The organism is Nocardia sp. CA-119907 (assembly GCF_050955995.1).
In the GTDB taxonomy this organism is placed as follows: domain Bacteria; phylum Actinomycetota; class Actinomycetes; order Mycobacteriales; family Mycobacteriaceae; genus Nocardia.
The window spans coordinates 4,405,383-4,423,594 of sequence record NZ_CP192091.1; the positions used below are offsets into that span (position 1 = coordinate 4,405,383).

The following is an 18,212-nucleotide window of genomic DNA, read 5'->3' on the forward strand; positions in this document are numbered from 1 at the left end:
AGGCCCTGCTCATCGAATAGGCGGAAGTCGGCGAGGCCGACGCCGCTGCGAAGCCGACACCGTTGACTGTTTCGTAGGTAAATCGACCCGCGACCGATGTAATACTTCGCCGCCGCCGAGAGTGGGCCGCCGATGATGCCACCATCGGCAAACTCAGTGACCGCGAACAGCGGCGGCGGGCAGCATCAACACCCTAATGTTGCCGCCGTCGGTGACGAAGAGGTCACCGGCGGTGTTCACGGCCACGTAGACAGGGTTTCTGAGCCCGGTGAAGGGCAGCACGACCTGGGTCTGTGACCCTGCAGGCAGCTTCAGCACGCGGTCGTTTCCGCTGTCGGTGACGAAGAGGTCGCCGTCGGTGTCCACCGCCACGCCGCAAGGGTAGGCGAGCCCGGTGAAGGGCAGCTCGACCTGGGTCTGTGATCCGGCAGGCAGCTTCAACACCTTGTTGTTGCTGTATTCGGTGACGAAGATGTCGCCGGCGGTATTCACTGCCACACCGCAAGGTTGGATGTCGGTGAAGGGCAGCACGACCTGGGTCCGTGACCCGGCGGGCAGCTTCAACACCCTGTGATGGTTCGAGTCGGCGACGAAGAGGTCGCCGGCGGTGTCGACGGCTATGCCGTCAGGGTTGCCGAGCTCGAAGAAGTCCACTGGGACCTGGGTCTGTGACCCCGGATTCAGCTGGTACACGCGACTGCCGTAGTAGTCGGTGACGAAGACGTGACCGTCGGTGTCCACGGCTACGCCGTGAGGCTGTATGAGCCCGGTGAAGGGCAGCACGACCTGGGTCTGTGACCCTGCAGGCAGCTTCAGCACGCGCTTGTTGACACCGTCGGCGACGAAGAGGTCGCCGTCGGTGTCCACGGCCACGCCACCAACTCCGTTGAGCCCGCTGAACGGCAGTGCCGTCTGGGTGAGGTTCGGCGGGGGTTGAGTCCTGTGTGCCTCGTACGCGATCACCCCCACGGCGGCCCCTACCACTACGAACAGGATCGCCGCTGCCCACATGGTCGAGGTTCGGCGCCACCAGGACGGCTTTGCCTGCCGGTCTACTGATCCGGGCTCGGGATGGATCCGTATGGCTTCCTGCGGGGGGCGCGCGGAATCCGATGCCAGCGCGGACGACGCTGTGGTGTCTGCGAGCGGAATGCGTTCCTGCCGGATCGGTGTGTGCGGCGGCGATGCGGGTTCGGGTGCTGGTTGCAGTGCCGCCTGGGCGGCGGCGGCCAACGCCCCGCAGCTGGGGTAGCGGTCCTCCCGGTTCTTGGCCAGCGCCGAGGCGATCACCGCATCGAATCCCGGGGGTAGTCCGGGCCGGAGCTGGCTGGGGTGGGGGATCGGCATGCTCAGATGCCCGTGCATCAGTTGCGGCAGCGATGTTCCCAGATACGGTGGCCGCCCGGTGAGCAGGTGGAACAGGGTGCACCCCAGTGAGTACACATCGGCGCGGTGATCGAGGGCGGTGGCCTCGAACTGTTCGGGTGCGGCATAGCGCAGGCTGGCGACCAGCATTCCGGAGCGGGTCAGGTGCTGGGATTCGTCGAGGGCCTTGGCGATGCCGAAATCGGTGAGCAGGACCCGCCCCGGGCGGTCGGGTCGGTCCTGTTCGAGCAGGATGTTGCCGGGTTTCACGTCACGGTGCAGCACCCCTCGGCTGTGGGCGTAGTCCAGGGCCTTGGCGGTCTCGGTGACGATGTGCACCGCTCGCGCCGGATCCAGCGCGCCGCCGCCGGCGAGGGCCTGTCCGGCGTCGGAGCCGAGCACGTACTGCATCGCGATCCACAGCCGATCGCCCTCGCGGCCACGGTCGTGGACGGTGACGACGTTGGGATGTTCGAGCCGCACCGCGTGATCGGCTTCGGACTCGAATCGGGTCCGGACATAGTCATCGCGAGTCAGGTTCGGGTGCAACACCTTCAGGGCCACCCGCCGCGGCAGGCGCGGATGGGCGGCCACATACACCGTTCCCATCCCACCACGGCCCAGCACTGCCTCGATGGAGAACCCGGCGAACACCTCACCAACGGCCAACATGCCGTGCTCATCCACGTCGGTCACCTACCTCGGCGCCGTACTTGCTCGAACCTGCATCGCTGGTGAGATTCTTGTACAACACCGCCCGGCCGCACCAGGCGCTCAGTGATCGAACGCCCAGTGCGGCCTACGCCAGATAGGGCCCGCATCAATCCGCTCGATAAGCGGCAGGACATCGCGATGGCCCGCCCGGACAAGCATCATCGGGTTTCAGCGCCCGCCATGGATGCCGGGTCGCAGCCCGATGCTCGGTAAGGGAATTGTTCAGCGCACGATACGAACCGACTGCGGGCCGGTGGTTGCGATGACGGTCTGGCCTTGGCTGAGGGTGACCGTGACCGTGCCACCAGATTCGTTGGGCAGTGCGCGACCGGGCGCGGTGAGATTGCCCGACCAGGCGTGCGCTGCGCCATCGCAGTCGACCATGACCGGTCCGTCGAGTTGCACGGCGATCGGGCCACCCATATCACCTTGGAACATTTGTTCCAGTGAAGCATCCACAACATCGACTCCAGCGGTTCCACCGCCATCACAAGTAGCCGATCCGTTGATGGTCAACGCGGTGACGTTGTAGCCGAGTTCGGGCTGGACAGTGATCGATGAGGCCGGCTGGGCAGCTGCGGTTGCCGCGAAGATTCCTCCGCAGCAGCCGACTACCCCGGTGACAACGGCTAGATTCGAGCGAAGCGAACTGTTGAACATGGTTGTTCTCCTGTCGATGCTCGTTCGAAGGATGTCAACCTGCCTATCATCCCAGCATCGGTCGGCCTCCACCTCAGTTTGATAGAAGCGAGAGCCTGCTCATGGTCTCGGACCTGTCGTATCCCGCCGAGATCTCGATCGTCGGTACTTGATGTATTACCTGCTCGAGCCACCATTTCCGCTTTGCGATCGATGGTCGATGGTTGGTCGGTGCAGTCGTCCTCGGCGGTGTCGAGAAGATCAGGGGCGAGATTGGTGGAGGTGCCGCGCCGGGTGTGGGTTAGGCGGAATCGATCAGGGGGCGGACGTGGTGGGCGGCGTCGGCGTTATCGCGCCAGGTGCAGGCGAGGCCGAAGGCTGCCACTCGGCCGGTGGCGAGGATGGTGTGCACTGCGGCCGAGACCGCAGACAGGGTGGGGCCGCCGGGGGCGGGGAAGAGGAGTCCAGGGAGGTCGTCGGGGTTGATGACGTCGAAGTCGAGGTGTAAGTAGAGCGGGCCGTCCGGGAGTTCGCCGAGATCGTCGACGGGGCGGTGCCGGATCCGAGCGGTGCGCAGGTACTCCACTTCCGGCGGGTCGAGGTCGCGGCCGCCGACCAGGACGGCGCGATCTTCGGCGACGTCGCGCAAGCCGATTCGGTCGGCGAGCAAGTGGCGACCGTAGCCGACGAGCATGCGCAGGGGGAATCCACCGAGGTATCCGGAGGCGGAGGTCTCCACGGTCTGGACGTCACCGTGTGCGTCGAACCAGACGAGCGCGGGATCCAGCCCGGCCCGTTGCAACCCGGTCACGGTCCCGAGTGCGGTCGTGCAGTCCCCGGACGCGACCACCGCTCGTTCACCCCCGCGCACCAACTCCGCGACCCGATCCGCCACGACGTCATACAGCACGGCCATCCGAGCCCATGCATCGTCGGTCTCCGGCAGCACGGCCGTGACCACCGCGTCCGGGGTGATAGGAGCATCGATCTCCGGCCGATACTCATCGAGGTGGTACGGCACGAGCAAGCGCATCTTCGCGAGACTAATTCAGTGGTGAACGGCCGTGCCACTGAATTTCGCACGCCGGAACTCAGCACCCTGCTGGCCAGCGGGACTTCTTCACGCATGGAAGCAAGCCTCGAGAACGGCCTTCAACGGGTCGAACCGACCGATACGGATTGATACCCGCCAGCCCGCACCGCGTCGGTGATGAGCGCCCGAACGTCGCGGGGCGCGGTCGGCAGCAGTTCGAGTAGGTCGGTGCCGGATGCCTCGAGCAATCCCGCACCGAGGTTCGCGAACAAGGACAGCGTATGCGTGATCTGATACGGCTCCAATCCGCTGCCCTGCAACATATTCCGCATTTCGGTCAGGGAGATGGGCGAATAGTTCACCGCGCGGCCGAAGGATTCACTCAGTATTTCGGCGATATCCGAACCGCCGATCGCGGTGACACCCGCGAGCTCGTACACCTTGCCCGCATGCCTACTACGCCGCCCCGCCGCGAGATCGCGTTCGGTCTCGGCGGCCACCCGCACGGCCACCTCGGCAAGATCTTCGCGCGCCACCACCGAGATCCGGCCCGTGCCGAATGGCGCCGCGAATAAACCCGATTCGGCGGATGCGGCGGCACCCGCGACAGCCAGACCTACGGGCACTTCGGCGTAGAGGCCGTTGCGCAGGATGGTTACCTCGAAAGGTGCTGCGGCCAGCCGGTTTTCGGTCCAGCGATGTGGTAGGGCGATGGTCATCAGATCACCGGAACCCGCTAGACTCGTATAGATTACGTGCCGAACCCCGGCCGCCGCGGCGGCATCCACCACGGCGCCGTGGCGCGCGAGCACCACATCGTCCTCGGCGTATCCGGCGGAGATCATGACGAGAACGTCGACACCGCGCAACCCCGCGGCCAGCGTTGCCGGATCGTCGAAATCGATTCGGCGCGTGGCGGTGTCGTCGCCCGAGTGGCTGCCCGGTACCACTGTCAGGTCATCGAGGTCGGACAGGCCGCGGTGGACGAGGCCGCCCAGGGATCCGGAGATGCCGGTTACCAGGATCATCGAAAAGCTCCCGATTGTTGTAGTTGTTGAAACTCGTCCCAGCATCGGCGCTCGCGCATCGCGGCATAAGGAGGCACTTTCATGTCGGTCACGAACACGGCGGTCACCGCACAGGTCGCGGGCACTATTCCCGAAGGCCCCTGTGGCGATGACGACTGCGGGATCCGCGATGTGCTCGACCGGCTCGGCGATCGGTGGACGGTGCTGGTGATCGTGGAGTTGAACAAGGGTGTGCGCCGGTTCCGTGAACTGGAGCGGGCGATTCCGGGTATCTCGCAGCGGATGCTGACACTGACCACCAAACGGCTCTGCCGCGACGGCATGGTGGAGCGGATCGCCTATCCGACCATTCCACCGCAGGTGGAGTACCGGCTCACCGAGGCCGGACACAGCCTCGCCGCCGCGATCGGTGCGCTCGCCGAGTGGTCACGTGATCACAAGGCCGTCATCGCCTCGGCCCGGCAACGCTGGGACGTCGAACACGGCGTCGACGGAACCGAATGACCCGGCGACAGCCGTCGCGGAGCGGTTGAATAGATAGAGGCACCCGGATTGGGAGGTTCCGATGACGCTTTCCGCCCGTGCACTACTCGACGGCATCCAGGCCGAGCTGGCCCCGCGCGACGACGACAACCGCTTGCTTCCGCTGATCACGACGGGCCAGGCCCCGCAGGCGGTTTTCGCGGCGATCGCCGCGGAGGAACAGCGCATTACCAGCAGCGATTTGCGTAGCTTCCACGCCATGGCGGCGCGGACGGACGAACCGAACGCCAGAGCCTTCTTCGGCGGACTTCCACCGGGCGAGCAGCAGGCACACGATCTGCTGGACGCGCTGGTCGATGCGGCGGGACCTGATCAGGGCATGGAACTGCCGAGAGCGGGTTGCCAGGCATATCCGGCCTACGTCGCCTGGTTGGCGTTGCACGCCGAACCCTCCGCCGCCGCGGCCGGCATCTACTCGAATTTCACCGCGTGGGGGCGCTACTGCAAGGCAGTGGCCGAGGCCATGCGCACCCACTACGATTTCGACGACGCCGCGTGCGCGTTTTTCGACTTCTTCGCTGCCGATGTCCCCGAGATCGAACAGCGGGTCCTCGCCGCCATCCAAGCCGGACTCGACACCGGGCGGCTGCAGCCGGAGGAGGCGCATTTGTACGCGAGGCTGTTCCAGAATTACGAACTCATGTTCTGGAATACTCTCGCCGATGAGTTCTCGGCATAGCTCTAACGCCGCTCGGAAAGCTGCTGAGTCCCGGTGATGCGCAGCAGTTCCAGCGCGGAAGCGGCCGGGGTGCCGGGTGCCGCCGAGTAGACGACAACGGCCTGGTCGGTATCGGGGACGAACAGCGCATCGCAATCGAGCACCATCCGTCCGACCTCGGGATGATCGATGGTTTTGGTGGCACTGCGCCAGTTCCCGGTGCGCCCCTCGCGCCACAGCCGATCGAATCGCTCACTGCGCGACCGCAATTCGGCGATCAAGCGGGCCAGATCCGGATCGTCGGGATACGCGGCCTTCGCGCCGCGCAGCGAGGCGACCCAGGACTCCGCCGCCGCGGCGGCCTCCTCGGGTGTGAAAACCACCCGCGAGGGCTCGGTGCCGAGAAACGACTGCCAGATGATATTGCGCCGGGCCGGCGACCACGCGGAGAAATCGCCGAGCAGCGCCGCGGCCATCGAATTCCAGGCCAGCACATCGGCTTTCGCGGAAATCACCAGCGCGGGCAGATCGGCCATCCTGTCCAGCAGCCGCAACACGCTCGGCCGCACCACCATGGCGATTCGCCCCTCCTGCGGTGGCGCCGAACCGGCGAGCCGGAACATCAGATCCCGTTCGATATCTTCGAGCCGCAGCGCGCGGGCCAGCGCGCCGAGCACCGCGGTGGATGGGCGCGGGCCCCGGCCCTGTTCGAGGCGGACCACATAGTCGACACTGACACCTGCGAGTTGGGCGACCTCCTCCCGCCGCAACCCGGGCACCTGACGGCGCGCACCGTTCGGCAGTCCGACATCGCCCGGCCGCACCCGAGCGCGGGCCTGGCGCAGCAGTGCGGCGAGTTCGGTGCGATCCATGCCTCGATGATGCCGCAGTGCCCAGGCGCTGGGGTGGTACTGCCGATCCCAGGAGTTCTCGGCCCTGGAGCCGAACCCGTCCGGCGGGCCAAGCTCGAGCCATGAGCAACACGACCACAGCCCTGGTGACCGGTGCGAACAAGGGACTCGGCCGCGAGACCGTCCGCAGGCTGGCCGAACTCGGCTGGCAGGTCTTCCTCGGTGCGCGCGACGCGGATCGCGGCAAGGCCGCCGCCTTCGATCTCGCCGACCAGGGGTTGCATGTCGAATTCGTCCAGCTGGATGTGACCTCCGCCGCGTCGATCGCGGCGGCCGTCGAGACCATCGCGGGCCGGACGCCGCACCTGGATGTGCTGATCAACAATGCCGGTATCGGCGGCACCCGCGCCACGCCTGCCGACACCGTGGCCGCCGATTTCCGAAAGGTCTTCGAGACCAACGTTTTCGGGCCGGTCCAGGTGACCAGCGCCTTCCTACCGCTGTTGCGTGCCGCCACCCACCCGCGCATCGTCATGGTGTCCAGCGGCATCGGTTCGATTACCAATACCTCCGATCCGAGCCGGATCGAATCGCAGATCCTCGGGCTGGTCTACCCCTCCTCAAAAACCGCGCTGAACATGATCACCACGCAGTACTCCCGCGAGCTGCCTCAGATGCGCGTCAATGCCGCCGATCCGGGTTACACCGCAACGGATTTGAACGGGAATTCGGGCCATCAAACAGTTACCGAGGGCACCGATGCGATCGTGCACCTGGCGACGATCGGACCGGACGGACCCACCGGCGGGTTCTTCAACCGTTTCGGCGCCGTTCCCTGGTGAACGCCGCGCCGGGGCTCAGCGGTCCTGTACGTGACAGACCCACTGACCATCGTCGCCGCAGACGCAGTAGTAGGGGCCCTGGCTCTGAGATTCTCCGGCCTGGCACTCCGGCGTCGGATCCGTAGACGGAGGTTGAGCCATGGCGACCGGACCGGACGTCATCACGAGGCTGCCGAACAGCGCGGCAAGCGCGGATCCGAAGAACTGATTCGACGTGGCGCGCATGGTTGCTCCTTCAGTCGACACGCCTTAGACGCCTCCGTGCCCCCGTTCGTTGCAGACCCACTTGCCGTTCTGCCCGCAGTTGCAATCGTAGGGGCCTTGGACCTCAAAATCTCCGGGCCGGCACTCCTGCGTCGGATCCGTAGTCGGAGGTTCAGCCATGGCGACCGGACCGGACACCATCATGAGGCTGCCGAATACCGCGGCAAGCGCGGATCCGAAGAACTGATTCGACTTGGCGCGCATGGTTGCTCCTTCAGTCGACGGCTATCTCCGATGCGCTATTTCTACTGGCCTGATGCCATATGTCGGTTCCCGCTGCCGAGTGCGCGAACCGACTCCATCTTCCCATACCGATCGGTTTCGATTACAGCCTTCAGCGGGCCCCACCATTGACGTACAGCGTCTGACCGCTGACATAGGACGCCTCATCACTGGCCAGGAATGCGATCACCGCCGCGACCTCCTCGGGCTGCCCGACCCGCCCCAGCGGCGTCCGCTCGGCCACGGCCTGCTGATGTGCCTCGGCACTGAGCCCGACCCGATTCGCCGTCGCGGCCGTCATCGCGGTGGCGATATAGCCGGGTGCGACGGCATTGACATTGATGTTGTACGACCCGAGCTCGATGGCGAGCGTCGCGGTCAGGCCTTGAATGCCCGCCTTCGCGGCGGCATAGTTCGCCTGACCGCGATTGCCGAGCGCCGAGCGACTCGACAGCGAGACGATCTTGCCGTAGCGCTGGGCGACCATGTACTCCTGGGCCGCTTGGGTGCAGTGGAAGACTCCGGTCAGATTGACCGAGAGCACCGCGTTCCAGTCGTCTTCGGACAATCGGAAGAACAGATCGTCGCGGGTGATGCCCGCGTTATTGACCAGAATGTGCGGACCGCCGAGATCGGTTGCGATCTCGGCGAATACCGATTCCACCGAGGCGCGCTCGGTGACATCGCAGACGTAGCTGCGGGCGGCGCCGCCCGCAGCTACGATCTGCTTGGCGGTGTCCTCCGGTGCGTTGCGGTCGAGCACCGCGACCTGCGCGCCCTGTGCGGCCAGCAGCCGCGCGGTGGCCGCCCCGATGCCCTGGGCCGCGCCGGTGACAACGGCGACCCGGTCGGTGAATCTGGTCATCTAACGTCCTCCTCGGGAGTTGTGTACGGCGGTCATCAGAATGCGCTCACCCCGGTGAGCGCCCGCCCGATGAGCAGCTTCTGGATCTGGCTGGTGCCCTCGTAGAGGGTCATCACCTTCGCATCGCGCAGATATTTGCCGACCGGGAATTCGTCGATATATCCGTAGCCGCCGAAGACCTGCAGCGCGCGGTCGGCCGCTCGCACCGCGGCCTCACTGGCGAACAGCTTGGCCTTCGACGATTCCACCGCGAATTCGGCGCCGCGGTCGATGAGATCGGCGACCCGCCACACCAGCAGCCGAGCCGCGTCCACATCGAGGGCGATATCGGCGAGCAACTCCTGGACCAGCTGATGGCCCGCGATCTGCTTGCCGAACTGTTCGCGCTCGGTGGCGTACCCGACGGCGGCGTCCAAACAGGCCTGCGCGATGCCGACGCAGCCAGCGGCCACCGACATCCGCCCCTTGGCCAGCGCCGCCATCGCGATGGTGAAACCCTTGCCCTCGTCGTGCAGTCGGGCGGTGTCGGGGACGCGGACGCCGTCGAATACGAGTTCGGCGGTGGCCTGGCCGCGCAGTCCGAGCTTGCCGTGGATGGTGCGGGCGGTGAAGCCGGGGGAGTCGGTCGGCACCAGGAATGCGGTGATGCCGCGGTGTCCCTCACCGCCGGTGCGCGCGAAGACGAGTGCGATATCGGCCCAGGTGCCGTTGGTGATGAACATTTTGGTTCCCGACAACACCCAGTCGTCGCCATCGCGGACCGCGCGCGTGCGCAACTGCGCCGCGTCGGAACCGGTTCCGGGTTCGGTGAGGGCGAAGCAGCCCAGTGCGGTACCTGCGGTGAGGCGCGGCAGCCACCTGCGCTTCTGCTCGTCGGTGCCGTAGTGGTTGATCGACTTGGTGACCAAACCCAAAGAGACCGAAACGATTCCGCGCACGGCGGAATCGCCGCGCCCGAGTTCCTCCAGAACGAGACAGTAGGTGAGGTGGTCACCGCCACTGCCGCCGTACTCCTCGGGAATGGTCAGGCCGAGAAAGCCGAGTTCGCCGAGTGCGGACACGATCTTGGGATCCACGGATTCGGCCCGGTCCCATGCGGTGGCGTGCGGTGCGATCTCACGGTCGACGAAGTCCGCCGCGAGTTGCTGGGCGGCGGCCTGTTCGTCGCTGAGTTCCAGGTTCATCACGGCTCCCGGCTACTAAAACTAACGGTGAAAGTTTCTGCCATGCTAACCCTCGATAAACTAACGATGCAAGTTTGTTGTCGCAGGCATCTGCCGTGCAACACTGGATTGGATCTACCAGGAGGTTTCCATTGGGCAGACCGCGTCGGCCCTTGCTCAGCCGCGACCGCATCGTGTCGGCCGCGCTGGATCTGGTTGATGCCGAAGGCCTGGAAGCGGTATCGATCCGCAGACTCGCCACCGAACTCGGCGTGCAGGGCCCCTCGCTCTACAACCACGTGGCCACCAAGGACGATCTGCTCGACGCGATGGTCGACGCCGTACTCGGGCGAATCGACCTGTCGATGTTCACCGATATCTCGGATTGGCAAGTGGCGCTGCGTGATTGGGCGAGATCGTATCGCGCGGCGTTGGCGGCGCACCCGAAGTTGGTGCCCGCCTTGAATCACGGCATGGGCCGACGACCGAATGCGTTGCGGCAGGCCGACGCGGTCTTCGGGGGTTTGGTGGCGGCGGGCTGGCCGCGGCGGGAGGCGACCCAGGTGGGTGCGCTGATGCGGTTCTTCGTCACCGGATCTACGCTCGGGTCGTTCGCGGGCGGGTTCCCCGAGGATGCGGCCGTCTATCGCGGGAACTATCCGCATCTGGACGAGGCGCATCTGCTGTCGGGGCGCCAGCGCGATATCGATGACGCCGCATTCGAGACCGGGCTGCGCGCCTTGCTGGATGGATTGGCGTTGCGCTTCGCAACGCTCGAGGGTGCGGCGCGGGGACGTTAGCGCGGGCCGTGCGCGGCCAGCCAGTCCGGGAATTCGCGGAGATCGCGGACAACGCACTCGGCTCCTGCGGCGCGTAACTCCTCGGCATCGCACGGACCGGTCGTGACACCGAGCGCGTAGACCTCGGCTGCGCGCGCGCCACGCATATCGCCCTCGTGATCGCCGACGAACAGGTGGGCTCCGTGCTCGCGCAGTGCGACCGCCTTACCGTCCGACCAGAGATCACCGACCACCGCGTCGATCCGCCAATCCAGTTCTGCGACGTGCAGCCGCGCCAGCGGCTCGTGCTTACCGGTCACGATGAGCACCCGCCCGCCGCGCGCACGCACCGCCGCGAGGGCGGCGTCGGCACCCGGCATGGCCGGAATGTAGGGCACGATCGAGGGATAGATCTCCCGGTAGCGGGCTACGAGCGGTGCGATCAACTCCCGGGGCGCACCGGCGTCGGCCAGCAGCATCGCCAGCGGCGGACCGAGCCGGTCGGCGAATTCGGCCCCGCGCAGCGCCAGCCCGAACTCCGCACCCAACTGGTCGATCGCCTTGCTCACGCCCGGGCGGGAATCGATCAGTGTCATATCGAGGTCGAAGCCAACGGTCCAGCTCACACCTGGACCCTATCGGCACCCGATCCGCGGCGCCGCGGCATCCCTGGTTAACCAACGGAGGCGCTGCGAAGATCAATGAGGGGAACATTCCCGCAGTCGGTGCGAAACCGCCCAGGGAACCGGCGGCCGAATTTACAGTTGACCAACGAGCGAACGGCTTTGGTCTGTATCGCGGAGGACGAGATGACGAGCCAGCAGCGCCAGCCACTCGCGGTGGGCTCGCTGTTCGGGCACTACCGGTTGGATCGGCTGATCGGTCGCGGCGGCATGGGCGAGGTCTACGAGGCCTATGACCTGCGCAAGCGCCGCACTGTCGCGATCAAGGTGCTGTTGGAAAAGCTGGCGCAGGACGACGGGTACCGCGAACGGTTCCAGCGCGAGGCCGATGCGGCCGCTCGGCTGCGGGAGCCGCATGTCATCCCGATTCACGATTACGGCGAGATCGATGGCCGCCTCTACATCGATATGCGATTGGTGGACGGTGCCAGCTTGCCGTCGGTGCTGCACACCCATGGGCCGATGGCGCCGGCGGATGCGGTTTCGGTGATCCGGCAGATCGCCGCCGCATTGGATGCCGCGCACGCCGAGGGACTCATCCACCGTGACGTCAAACCGGACAATATCCTGCTCACACCGGATGGCTTCGCATATCTGGTCGATTTCGGTATCGCCCATTCGAGTGCCGATCATCGGCTGACAACCCACGGTGCGGTAATCGGTTCGTTCAGTTATATGGCGCCGGAGCGATTCCGGGCCGAGCACACCACCCCCGCGGTCGATGTCTATTCCTTGACGTGTGTGCTGTACGAATGCCTTACGGGCGCAAGGCCTTATCCGGGCACCACCGACGCCCAGATCATCAGTGCGCATCTGTTCGAGCCAGTGCCGCGACCGAGCATGATCCGGCCGAATGTATCGCCCGCGCTCGATACCGTCGTCGCCCGCGGCATGGCGAAGAATGTGCGCGAACGTTTCAGCGCCGCAGGCGAACTCGCGAGCGCCGCACAGGCGGCGCTGACGAGTGCCGGTGCCGTCACCGAGGGACGCACACAGACCTCGGTAACGCCTGGACCCGCGACCGGCGTGCAGGATGCCCTCACGGATCGAACATCGAATGCCACAGGGGGAATAGGTAATTCACCCGCTGTCGGGCTCCGCGATGCAGAGCCTGCCCATCCCGAAGCGCCTACCGGCGACCAGAAAACCGGCGCACCGAAGCCCGGACGGCGTCGCCGTGTCCTTGTCGCACTCATCCTGACCGTCGCCGCCGTCATCGCCGCCGGAGCCGGATTCGGGGTCTGGACATTGCTCGGTGATCGCAAAGGCACCGCGCTCGCCGACGCTACCGCGCTACGTGGCGCGGATGTCGACCTGCTGAAGATCGTCGCCCAGTCCGGCCGCAAACGATCCACCTGCCAGCACGAGCAGCCCGACACCTCCACCACCCTCGCGGTCATCTTCTGCGCTGAGCACCCCGCAGCCAGTGAACCCGCGGCCCGATACATGCGGTTTCGCAGCCTCAACGACTTGCGCGACTACTACAACCTGCTGGTGCGCACCTTCCAGGCCAAGAACTGCCCCGGTGACCCCGCCGGATCGGATGGACCCTCTGTCCTCGACGGCAAGGAGACCGGCCGCAAGGCCTGCGTCGCCAACCGCGCGGAAACACCGAACGCGCCGAAGCCGTCCCTGGTGATGACCGATGAAACCCAACTGGCGCTGGCATTCTTCATCTGGCCGACACCGAGCGATGAACCGCTGCGCGACTACCTGACCAAGTTCACCGCGTCGCAGTTCCTGACCAACGAAACCGCCCGTGACCCGGACTATTTCACGCCGGAGGACCGGGCGATCCTCAGCCGGCTCGGCAACGACTATCGGACGGCGAACTGTGCGCACATGTCCCCGCCCGGCGGCACGGTCAACGCCGCCATCGCGTGCAGTACGCCGGCCGATTATCCGTCCGCCCTCTTCTTCGGATTTCCGGATAGCCAGTCGGCCCAGGCCCTGTACCGAGCCGATCTCGGCGTGCTCGGCGGACGCACCTGCGGTGGCGGCAGCGGCGCCGACGATGTGTGGGGCACGGCGAACAAACCGGTCGGCCGGTTCTTCTGCTTCCTGGACAACGATCCGAGTATCGGCACCCGGACCTGCCTGATCGCCGTGCACGACAACGCACGCCTGATCGGCCAATTCTGCACACTCCTACCGGAGAATCCGCTGCCCGGCCCGAAAACCGAAGCTCAACTGCTGGATTGGTTCGATAAGCACTTCCGCTAGTTCTGCGGCACGATCCCGAAGGTGAATTCGGTATCGCCGATGCGGATGACCGCGCCGTCGGTGAGCGCGATCCCATCGATGACCCGGACCCCGCCGACATAAACACCGTTGGAGGACAACAGATCCTTCAGCAGGCACGACAGCCCATTGCTGACGATCACGGCGTGATGGCGGCTGACCTTGCCGTCGTCGAGCACGATATCGTTATCGGGCAGGCGTCCGATGCGGGTGAACGGGCCGGTGATCGGGAAGGTCTGCCCGCTCGAATCCCGCAGGTGCGCGTGGGATCCGGGTGCTACCACATCGACGATCGTGGTCGCGCGCAGCGCGGATGCGACGGCGTCCGCGGGCGGGGTGAGCCGTTCCTGACGCAGTATCCGCGCTTCGAGTTCGCGGATCGATGCCACCGGATCGATGCCGAGCTCGTCGGCGAGGGTCGTACGCAATCGACGCAACGCCTCCAGCGCGTCACTCTGCCGCCCGCTCACATACAGCGCGGTGATCAGCTGTTCCCACAGTGGCTCGCGCAACGGGTACCTATCCGCCAGTTCGGCCAGCTCGGAGATGACATTGTCGGCCCGGCCCTGCGCGATCTCGGCCTGCGCTCGGGCCACCACCGCCCCGATGCGCTCATCGTCGAGGGCAGTGGCGAAGGCATCAGCGAACCCGAGTCCTTGCAGATCCGCCAGCGCGGTGCCGCGCCATTGCGCGAGCGCGTTGGACAGCACCTCGCTTGCCACTGAGAACCGGCCGGCCGCCATCGCCCGCAGCCCCGATTCCTTCCGCGCGCGGAACCGCTGAACATCGCAGCCGTCCCCGGCCACCGTGATCCGGTATCCGGTGCCGGCGCGGGAGAGGATGGTGCGTGCGTCGAGTCCGGCCTCCCGTAGCGGTTTTCGCAGATTCGACACCATGGTGTGCAGACTGATGCGGATATCGGGCGGCGGGTTTTCCTCCCACACTGCCTGCGCCAGCGCCTCCGTCGACACCGGCCGGTTGGCATTGAGCACCAGGTACGCCAATACCGCACGCTGTTTGACGCCGCCGAGCGGCTGCGCCACCTCGTCGATCGTCAACTGAACCGGTCCTAGCACACCGAACCGGGCCCGCATATCCGACATCCCCGTGAGTCCTCCCGTTCTCGAAATCAATATCGAGCTTCGCGACCCGAGCGTTTCCGCAATCAGTCGGTGCAGCGGGCGCCGCGGTCGGGGACCACGCCGTCGAAGAAATATCCGACGACGATGGCGTCGATGCAGGCAGAGCCGTTATCGAAGGCGATATGCCCCTCATGCTCGCGGATGACGAGCACCGCGTCGGCGAGTTCCTCGGCGACATGCTGCGCGTCGGACAGCGCCGTGGCCGGATCGCCGGTGTTGTTGAGCAGGACGATGGTCGGTGCGCCGACCGCGTGCACGGTCGTCGACACGCTCGTCGGCGGCACCGGCCAGAACAGACACACCGGCGTGCTGAAGGCTCGGTTCCGGCCGAACAGCGGCGAGGTGACCTCGGCCAGGTCGGCATTGTGCTGCAGTTCCGCCAGAATCTGCTCCTCGGACTTGGAGCGATAGCTCTTGGGATCGTCGTTGGCGCACTGCACTGCCCAGAAGGCGGGTTCCGAGGAGGAGTAGCGGCCGGTGTCACTGCGGCCGACATAGCCGTCGGCGAGTTGGGCGAGTCCGGTGCCATCGCCGTGCAGCGCATCCGCGACCGCCCGCTCGAACCGCGGCCATTTGGCTTCGTCGTAGGTGGCCTCGAAGATGCCGAGCAGCGCCAGATTCGAGCCGAGCTTGCGGCCGTCCTTGGTCGAAATCGGGTCCTTGTCCACACGGTCGATCAGCTCTCGCAGCCGTTGCATGGCGGTATCGGGGTTGTGGTCCAGTGGGCAATCCGAGCGGGCGGCACAGGCGGTGAGCATGTCGCGCACGATCCGGTCGCGTGCGGAGAGCTGGGTCGGATCCGGCGGTTGGGGATCAGGGGTGAAATCCCAACGGTTCGTCGTCCAGCTCGGATCGTCGATCGAATCGAGCACCATGCGCCCGACATGCGCCGGAAACCGGTCGGCGTAGTACTGGCCGAGTCGGGTGCCGTAGGAGAAGCCGAAGTAGTTGAGCTTCTCCTCGCCGAGGGCCGAGCGCATGATGTCCATATCCCGCGCGACGAATTCGCTGCCGAGGAAGCCGAGGAGTTTGCCGGTATGGCGCAGGCAGGCGGCGGTATAGCGCCTGTGCGCGTCGGCGACCCGGCGCACGCCCGCCGCATCGGTCGGGGTGAAGTCGGTGGCGAGGTAGTCGTCCATTTCCTTATCGCTGAGGCAGCTGACCGCGGCGGTGCGGCCGACGCCGCGCGGATCGAAACCGACCAGGTCGTAGCGGATACGGAATTTGCGCAGGCTCGTATCCCGCGGATTCAGTGCATAACGCACCTGCTCGTAGCCGGATTCGCCGGGCCCGCCGGGGTTCGCGGTCAGGACGCCGATACGTGCCGCCGGATTGGTGGCGCGCAGCCGGATCAGCGGCATGCTGATGGCCATGGCGCCCGGATCGGCATAGTCCACGGGTACTCGGATCGAACCGCATTCGGCCTGGCCGTTCTCGCACGGCTGCCAGTCGATGTGCTGGGCCATATAGGCCTCGACCGTCGGTAGCGGCTGCGTGACTACCGGCGCGCCGGGCACGGTCAGCAAGCCCGCACAGCCCGTCGTGATGAGCAGCAGGGCCGCCAGCGCCGGGAGGATCCGATACCGATACCGCATGGTGTGGCCCCCCCTGGTTACTGCGCGATTGCCTCGACGCCACGTCGGTCCTCCACCGAGGCGTACGCCGAAGGCGATGAAAATATCTTCTCACTTCTGATCGAGTCAGTAGGGCATGTCGTGAAGGCGACGCCGGTAGCGTGGATGCCGCGAACGGGGAGAAAGGTCGGACATGACAGCCGATCCGAATCAGCGAATTCTCGAACTGGTGGCGCGGACCGCGGCCACGGTGCCCGCGTACCGGGCATTTCTCGATGAGCACGGTATCGACGCCGAGAAGATCACCGATACCGCGGCGTTCCAGCAGCTGCCGTTGACGACCAAGGCCAACTATCACCAACGCTATCCGCTGCCGCAGCGGTGCCGCGGCGGTGATCTGAGCAATTGCGATCTGATCGCGGTGTCCTCGGGATCGACTGGTACGCCGACATTTTGGCCGCGCACCGCCGCGGATGAGGCGGCATCGGTGCGCCGCTTCGAGCAGGTGCTCGTCGACGGATTCGACGCCGCGCGAACACGCACGCTGGCAGTGGTGTGCTTTCCACTCGGGACCTGGGTCGGCGGGCTGTACACACTGTCGTGTCTGCGTGCGTTGACCGCGGAGTTGCCGCTGACGATCGTCGCGCCGGGTAATAACAAGGCGGAGATCCTGCGGGTGACACCGGAGTTGGGCGGTGATGTCGACCAGGTTGTGCTGCTGGGCTATCCACCGTTCCTCAAGGACGTGATCGACACCGGTCTGCGCGCTGGCATCGAATGGTCGCGCTACGCGGTGAAACTCGTGCTGGCCGGTGAGGTGATCAGCGAGCAGTGGCGCGATCTGATGGCGCGGCGGGCGGGGCTGGACCCGGTGCGGGATGTGGCTTCCCTCTATGGGACCGCTGATGGGGGAGTGCTCGGCAATGAGACGCCATTGAGCGTGCGGATCCGCCGATTTCTGGACGACCATCCCGCCGGGGTGGAACTGTTCGGCACTCGGCGGCTGCCGACGCTGCTGCAATACGATCCGGCGGATCGGTACTTCGAATCCGTCAACGGCACACTGGCATTCACCGCCGACTCCGGAGTTCCGCTGATCCGGTATCACATCGCCGATGACGGTGGCGTGGTCTCGCATGCCGATATGCTCGCGTTCTGTGCGGAGCACGGCCTCGATCTCGGTACCGATACCGGGCCCGAACTGCCGTTCGTGTACGTATTCGGGCGAACACTGCACGCGGTATCGGTATTCGGCGCGAACGTCTTTCCGGAGACCGTGACGATCGGACTGGAACAGCCGCAGGTCAGTGAATGGGTGACGGGCAAATTCGTGCTGGAGGTGTGGGAGAACGCCGACCACGACCGGATGCTGCGTGTCATCGTCGAACTGGTCCCCGATGCGGCGAACACACCCGAACGTACCCACCGCGTCGCCGCATCGATCCGAGACGAATTGCTGCGCCGGAATAGCGAATACGCACACTACGTGCCAGCCGAACGCCAACTCCCACACGTCGAACTACGCCCCACCGGCGACCCCGACTACTTTCCACCCGGCGTCAAACACCGCTACACCCGCTGAGCCGGAGCGAATCGGGAACCAGCG

At 65.9% G+C, this 18,212-nt stretch carries 18 protein-coding genes; 6 read left to right on the plus strand and 12 right to left on the minus strand.

All coding sequences use genetic code 11. The annotated features are described in order from the left end of the window. Positions 1-153: 153 nt before the first annotated feature. The 4 genes from ACQP2D_RS19290 to ACQP2D_RS19305 all read right to left on the minus strand — a co-directional run bounded on the left by ACQP2D_RS19290 (position 154) and on the right by ACQP2D_RS19305 (position 4,779). The gene (locus tag ACQP2D_RS19290; RefSeq protein WP_433685705.1) at positions 154-2,037 is read right to left on the minus strand and encodes a serine/threonine-protein kinase PknD; all 1,884 of its coding nucleotides are present in this window, start codon (positions 2,035-2,037) and stop codon (positions 154-156) included. A 264-nt stretch (positions 2,038-2,301) separates the two neighbouring features. Then, on the minus strand, positions 2,302-2,811 hold the full coding sequence (locus ACQP2D_RS19295) for a hypothetical protein (protein WP_433685085.1): 510 nt from the start codon (positions 2,809-2,811) through the stop codon (positions 2,302-2,304). Between the two features lie 208 nt (positions 2,812-3,019). Then, on the minus strand, positions 3,020-3,751 hold the full coding sequence (locus ACQP2D_RS19300; RefSeq protein WP_433685086.1) for an arginase family protein: 732 nt from the start codon (positions 3,749-3,751) through the stop codon (positions 3,020-3,022). Between the two features lie 119 nt (positions 3,752-3,870). Further along, complete coding sequence (locus ACQP2D_RS19305; RefSeq protein WP_433685087.1) at positions 3,871-4,779, minus strand: NmrA family NAD(P)-binding protein; 909 nt, start codon at positions 4,777-4,779, stop codon at positions 3,871-3,873. A gap of 81 nt (positions 4,780-4,860) precedes the next feature. Between ACQP2D_RS19305 and ACQP2D_RS19310 the strand changes: the two genes are divergently transcribed. Together ACQP2D_RS19310 and ACQP2D_RS19315 are read left to right on the plus strand one after the other, a co-directional pair. Beyond that, complete coding sequence (locus ACQP2D_RS19310) at positions 4,861-5,283, plus strand: winged helix-turn-helix transcriptional regulator (protein ID WP_433685088.1); 423 nt, start codon at positions 4,861-4,863, stop codon at positions 5,281-5,283. Positions 5,284-5,344: 61 nt separating this feature from the next. After that, on the plus strand, positions 5,345-6,001 hold the full coding sequence (locus ACQP2D_RS19315) for a hypothetical protein (protein WP_433685089.1): 657 nt from the start codon (positions 5,345-5,347) through the stop codon (positions 5,999-6,001). Positions 6,002-6,003: 2 nt separating this feature from the next. Here ACQP2D_RS19315 and ACQP2D_RS19320 read toward each other — a convergent pair whose 3' ends face one another. Further along, positions 6,004-6,852, minus strand: coding sequence for a helix-turn-helix transcriptional regulator (locus ACQP2D_RS19320; protein ID WP_433685090.1), 849 nt, complete (start codon positions 6,850-6,852; stop codon positions 6,004-6,006). A gap of 101 nt (positions 6,853-6,953) precedes the next feature. On the opposite strand from ACQP2D_RS19320, the gene ACQP2D_RS19325 reads away from it, so the two are divergent. Beyond that, the gene (locus ACQP2D_RS19325; protein WP_433685091.1) at positions 6,954-7,673 is read left to right on the plus strand and encodes an SDR family oxidoreductase; all 720 of its coding nucleotides are present in this window, start codon (positions 6,954-6,956) and stop codon (positions 7,671-7,673) included. Between the two features lie 15 nt (positions 7,674-7,688). On the opposite strand, the gene ACQP2D_RS19330 is transcribed toward ACQP2D_RS19325, so the two are convergent. The 4 genes from ACQP2D_RS19330 to ACQP2D_RS19345 all read right to left on the minus strand — a co-directional run bounded on the left by ACQP2D_RS19330 (position 7,689) and on the right by ACQP2D_RS19345 (position 10,208). Continuing rightward, a complete protein-coding gene (locus tag ACQP2D_RS19330) occupies positions 7,689-7,898 on the minus strand; it encodes a hypothetical protein (protein ID WP_433685092.1) in 210 nt (69 codons plus the stop codon). A gap of 24 nt (positions 7,899-7,922) precedes the next feature. After that, complete coding sequence (locus ACQP2D_RS19335; protein WP_433685093.1) at positions 7,923-8,141, minus strand: hypothetical protein; 219 nt, start codon at positions 8,139-8,141, stop codon at positions 7,923-7,925. 130 nt (positions 8,142-8,271) lie between these two features. Further along, positions 8,272-9,024, minus strand: coding sequence for a 3-oxoacyl-ACP reductase FabG (gene fabG / locus ACQP2D_RS19340; protein WP_433685094.1), 753 nt, complete (start codon positions 9,022-9,024; stop codon positions 8,272-8,274). A 35-nt stretch (positions 9,025-9,059) separates the two neighbouring features. Next, complete coding sequence (locus ACQP2D_RS19345; protein ID WP_433685095.1) at positions 9,060-10,208, minus strand: acyl-CoA dehydrogenase family protein; 1,149 nt, start codon at positions 10,206-10,208, stop codon at positions 9,060-9,062. 131 nt (positions 10,209-10,339) lie between these two features. Here ACQP2D_RS19345 and ACQP2D_RS19350 point away from each other — a divergent pair, with 131 nt between their 5' ends. Then, entirely contained in the window at positions 10,340-10,987 is a 648-nt protein-coding gene (locus ACQP2D_RS19350; protein WP_433685096.1) for a TetR/AcrR family transcriptional regulator, read from the plus strand. Here the strand turns inward: ACQP2D_RS19350 and ACQP2D_RS19355 are convergent. Beyond that, the gene (locus ACQP2D_RS19355) at positions 10,984-11,592 is read right to left on the minus strand and encodes an HAD family hydrolase (protein ID WP_433685097.1); all 609 of its coding nucleotides are present in this window, start codon (positions 11,590-11,592) and stop codon (positions 10,984-10,986) included. The genes ACQP2D_RS19350 and ACQP2D_RS19355 overlap by 4 nt on opposite strands. Positions 11,593-11,775: 183 nt before the next feature. Here ACQP2D_RS19355 and ACQP2D_RS19360 point away from each other — a divergent pair, with 183 nt between their 5' ends. Further along, on the plus strand, positions 11,776-13,872 hold the full coding sequence (locus ACQP2D_RS19360; protein ID WP_433685098.1) for a serine/threonine-protein kinase: 2,097 nt from the start codon (positions 11,776-11,778) through the stop codon (positions 13,870-13,872). Here ACQP2D_RS19360 and ACQP2D_RS19365 read toward each other — a convergent pair. Together ACQP2D_RS19365 and ACQP2D_RS19370 are read right to left on the minus strand one after the other, a co-directional pair. Then, complete coding sequence (locus ACQP2D_RS19365; RefSeq protein ID WP_433685099.1) at positions 13,869-14,993, minus strand: BTAD domain-containing putative transcriptional regulator; 1,125 nt, start codon at positions 14,991-14,993, stop codon at positions 13,869-13,871. The two genes, ACQP2D_RS19360 and ACQP2D_RS19365, sit on opposite strands and share 4 nt — an antisense overlap. A gap of 62 nt (positions 14,994-15,055) precedes the next feature. Further along, the gene (locus tag ACQP2D_RS19370; protein ID WP_433685100.1) at positions 15,056-16,627 is read right to left on the minus strand and encodes an alpha/beta hydrolase; all 1,572 of its coding nucleotides are present in this window, start codon (positions 16,625-16,627) and stop codon (positions 15,056-15,058) included. Positions 16,628-16,799: 172 nt separating this feature from the next. Here ACQP2D_RS19370 and ACQP2D_RS19375 point away from each other — a divergent pair, with 172 nt between their 5' ends. Then, the gene (locus ACQP2D_RS19375; RefSeq protein ID WP_433685101.1) at positions 16,800-18,188 is read left to right on the plus strand and encodes a phenylacetate--CoA ligase family protein; all 1,389 of its coding nucleotides are present in this window, start codon (positions 16,800-16,802) and stop codon (positions 18,186-18,188) included. The last annotated feature ends 24 nt before the right edge of the window (positions 18,189-18,212 follow it).

What these genes read in the sequence shown, in the direction of transcription:
- ACQP2D_RS19290 (WP_433685705.1), bottom strand. Translation starts at nt 2,037, where the DNA reads ATGTTGGCCGTTGGTGAGGTGTTCGCCGGGTTCTCCATCGAGGCAGTG.
- ACQP2D_RS19300 (WP_433685086.1), bottom strand. Translation starts at nt 3,751, where the DNA reads ATGCGCTTGCTCGTGCCGTACCACCTCGATGAGTATCGGCCGGAGATC.
- ACQP2D_RS19305 (WP_433685087.1), bottom strand. Translation starts at nt 4,779, where the DNA reads ATGATCCTGGTAACCGGCATCTCCGGATCCCTGGGCGGCCTCGTCCAC.
- ACQP2D_RS19310 (WP_433685088.1), top strand. Translation starts at nt 4,861, where the DNA reads ATGTCGGTCACGAACACGGCGGTCACCGCACAGGTCGCGGGCACTATT.
- ACQP2D_RS19315 (WP_433685089.1), top strand. Translation starts at nt 5,345, where the DNA reads ATGACGCTTTCCGCCCGTGCACTACTCGACGGCATCCAGGCCGAGCTG.
- ACQP2D_RS19320 (WP_433685090.1), bottom strand. Translation starts at nt 6,852, where the DNA reads ATGGATCGCACCGAACTCGCCGCACTGCTGCGCCAGGCCCGCGCTCGG.
- ACQP2D_RS19325 (WP_433685091.1), top strand. Translation starts at nt 6,954, where the DNA reads ATGAGCAACACGACCACAGCCCTGGTGACCGGTGCGAACAAGGGACTC.
- ACQP2D_RS19330 (WP_433685092.1), bottom strand. Translation starts at nt 7,898, where the DNA reads ATGCGCGCCACGTCGAATCAGTTCTTCGGATCCGCGCTTGCCGCGCTG.
- ACQP2D_RS19335 (WP_433685093.1), bottom strand. Translation starts at nt 8,141, where the DNA reads ATGCGCGCCAAGTCGAATCAGTTCTTCGGATCCGCGCTTGCCGCGGTA.
- fabG (WP_433685094.1), bottom strand. Translation starts at nt 9,024, where the DNA reads ATGACCAGATTCACCGACCGGGTCGCCGTTGTCACCGGCGCGGCCCAG.
- ACQP2D_RS19345 (WP_433685095.1), bottom strand. Translation starts at nt 10,208, where the DNA reads ATGAACCTGGAACTCAGCGACGAACAGGCCGCCGCCCAGCAACTCGCG.
- ACQP2D_RS19360 (WP_433685098.1), top strand. Translation starts at nt 11,776, where the DNA reads ATGACGAGCCAGCAGCGCCAGCCACTCGCGGTGGGCTCGCTGTTCGGG.
- ACQP2D_RS19365 (WP_433685099.1), bottom strand. Translation starts at nt 14,993, where the DNA reads ATGTCGGATATGCGGGCCCGGTTCGGTGTGCTAGGACCGGTTCAGTTG.
- ACQP2D_RS19370 (WP_433685100.1), bottom strand. Translation starts at nt 16,627, where the DNA reads ATGCGGTATCGGTATCGGATCCTCCCGGCGCTGGCGGCCCTGCTGCTC.
- ACQP2D_RS19375 (WP_433685101.1), top strand. Translation starts at nt 16,800, where the DNA reads ATGACAGCCGATCCGAATCAGCGAATTCTCGAACTGGTGGCGCGGACC.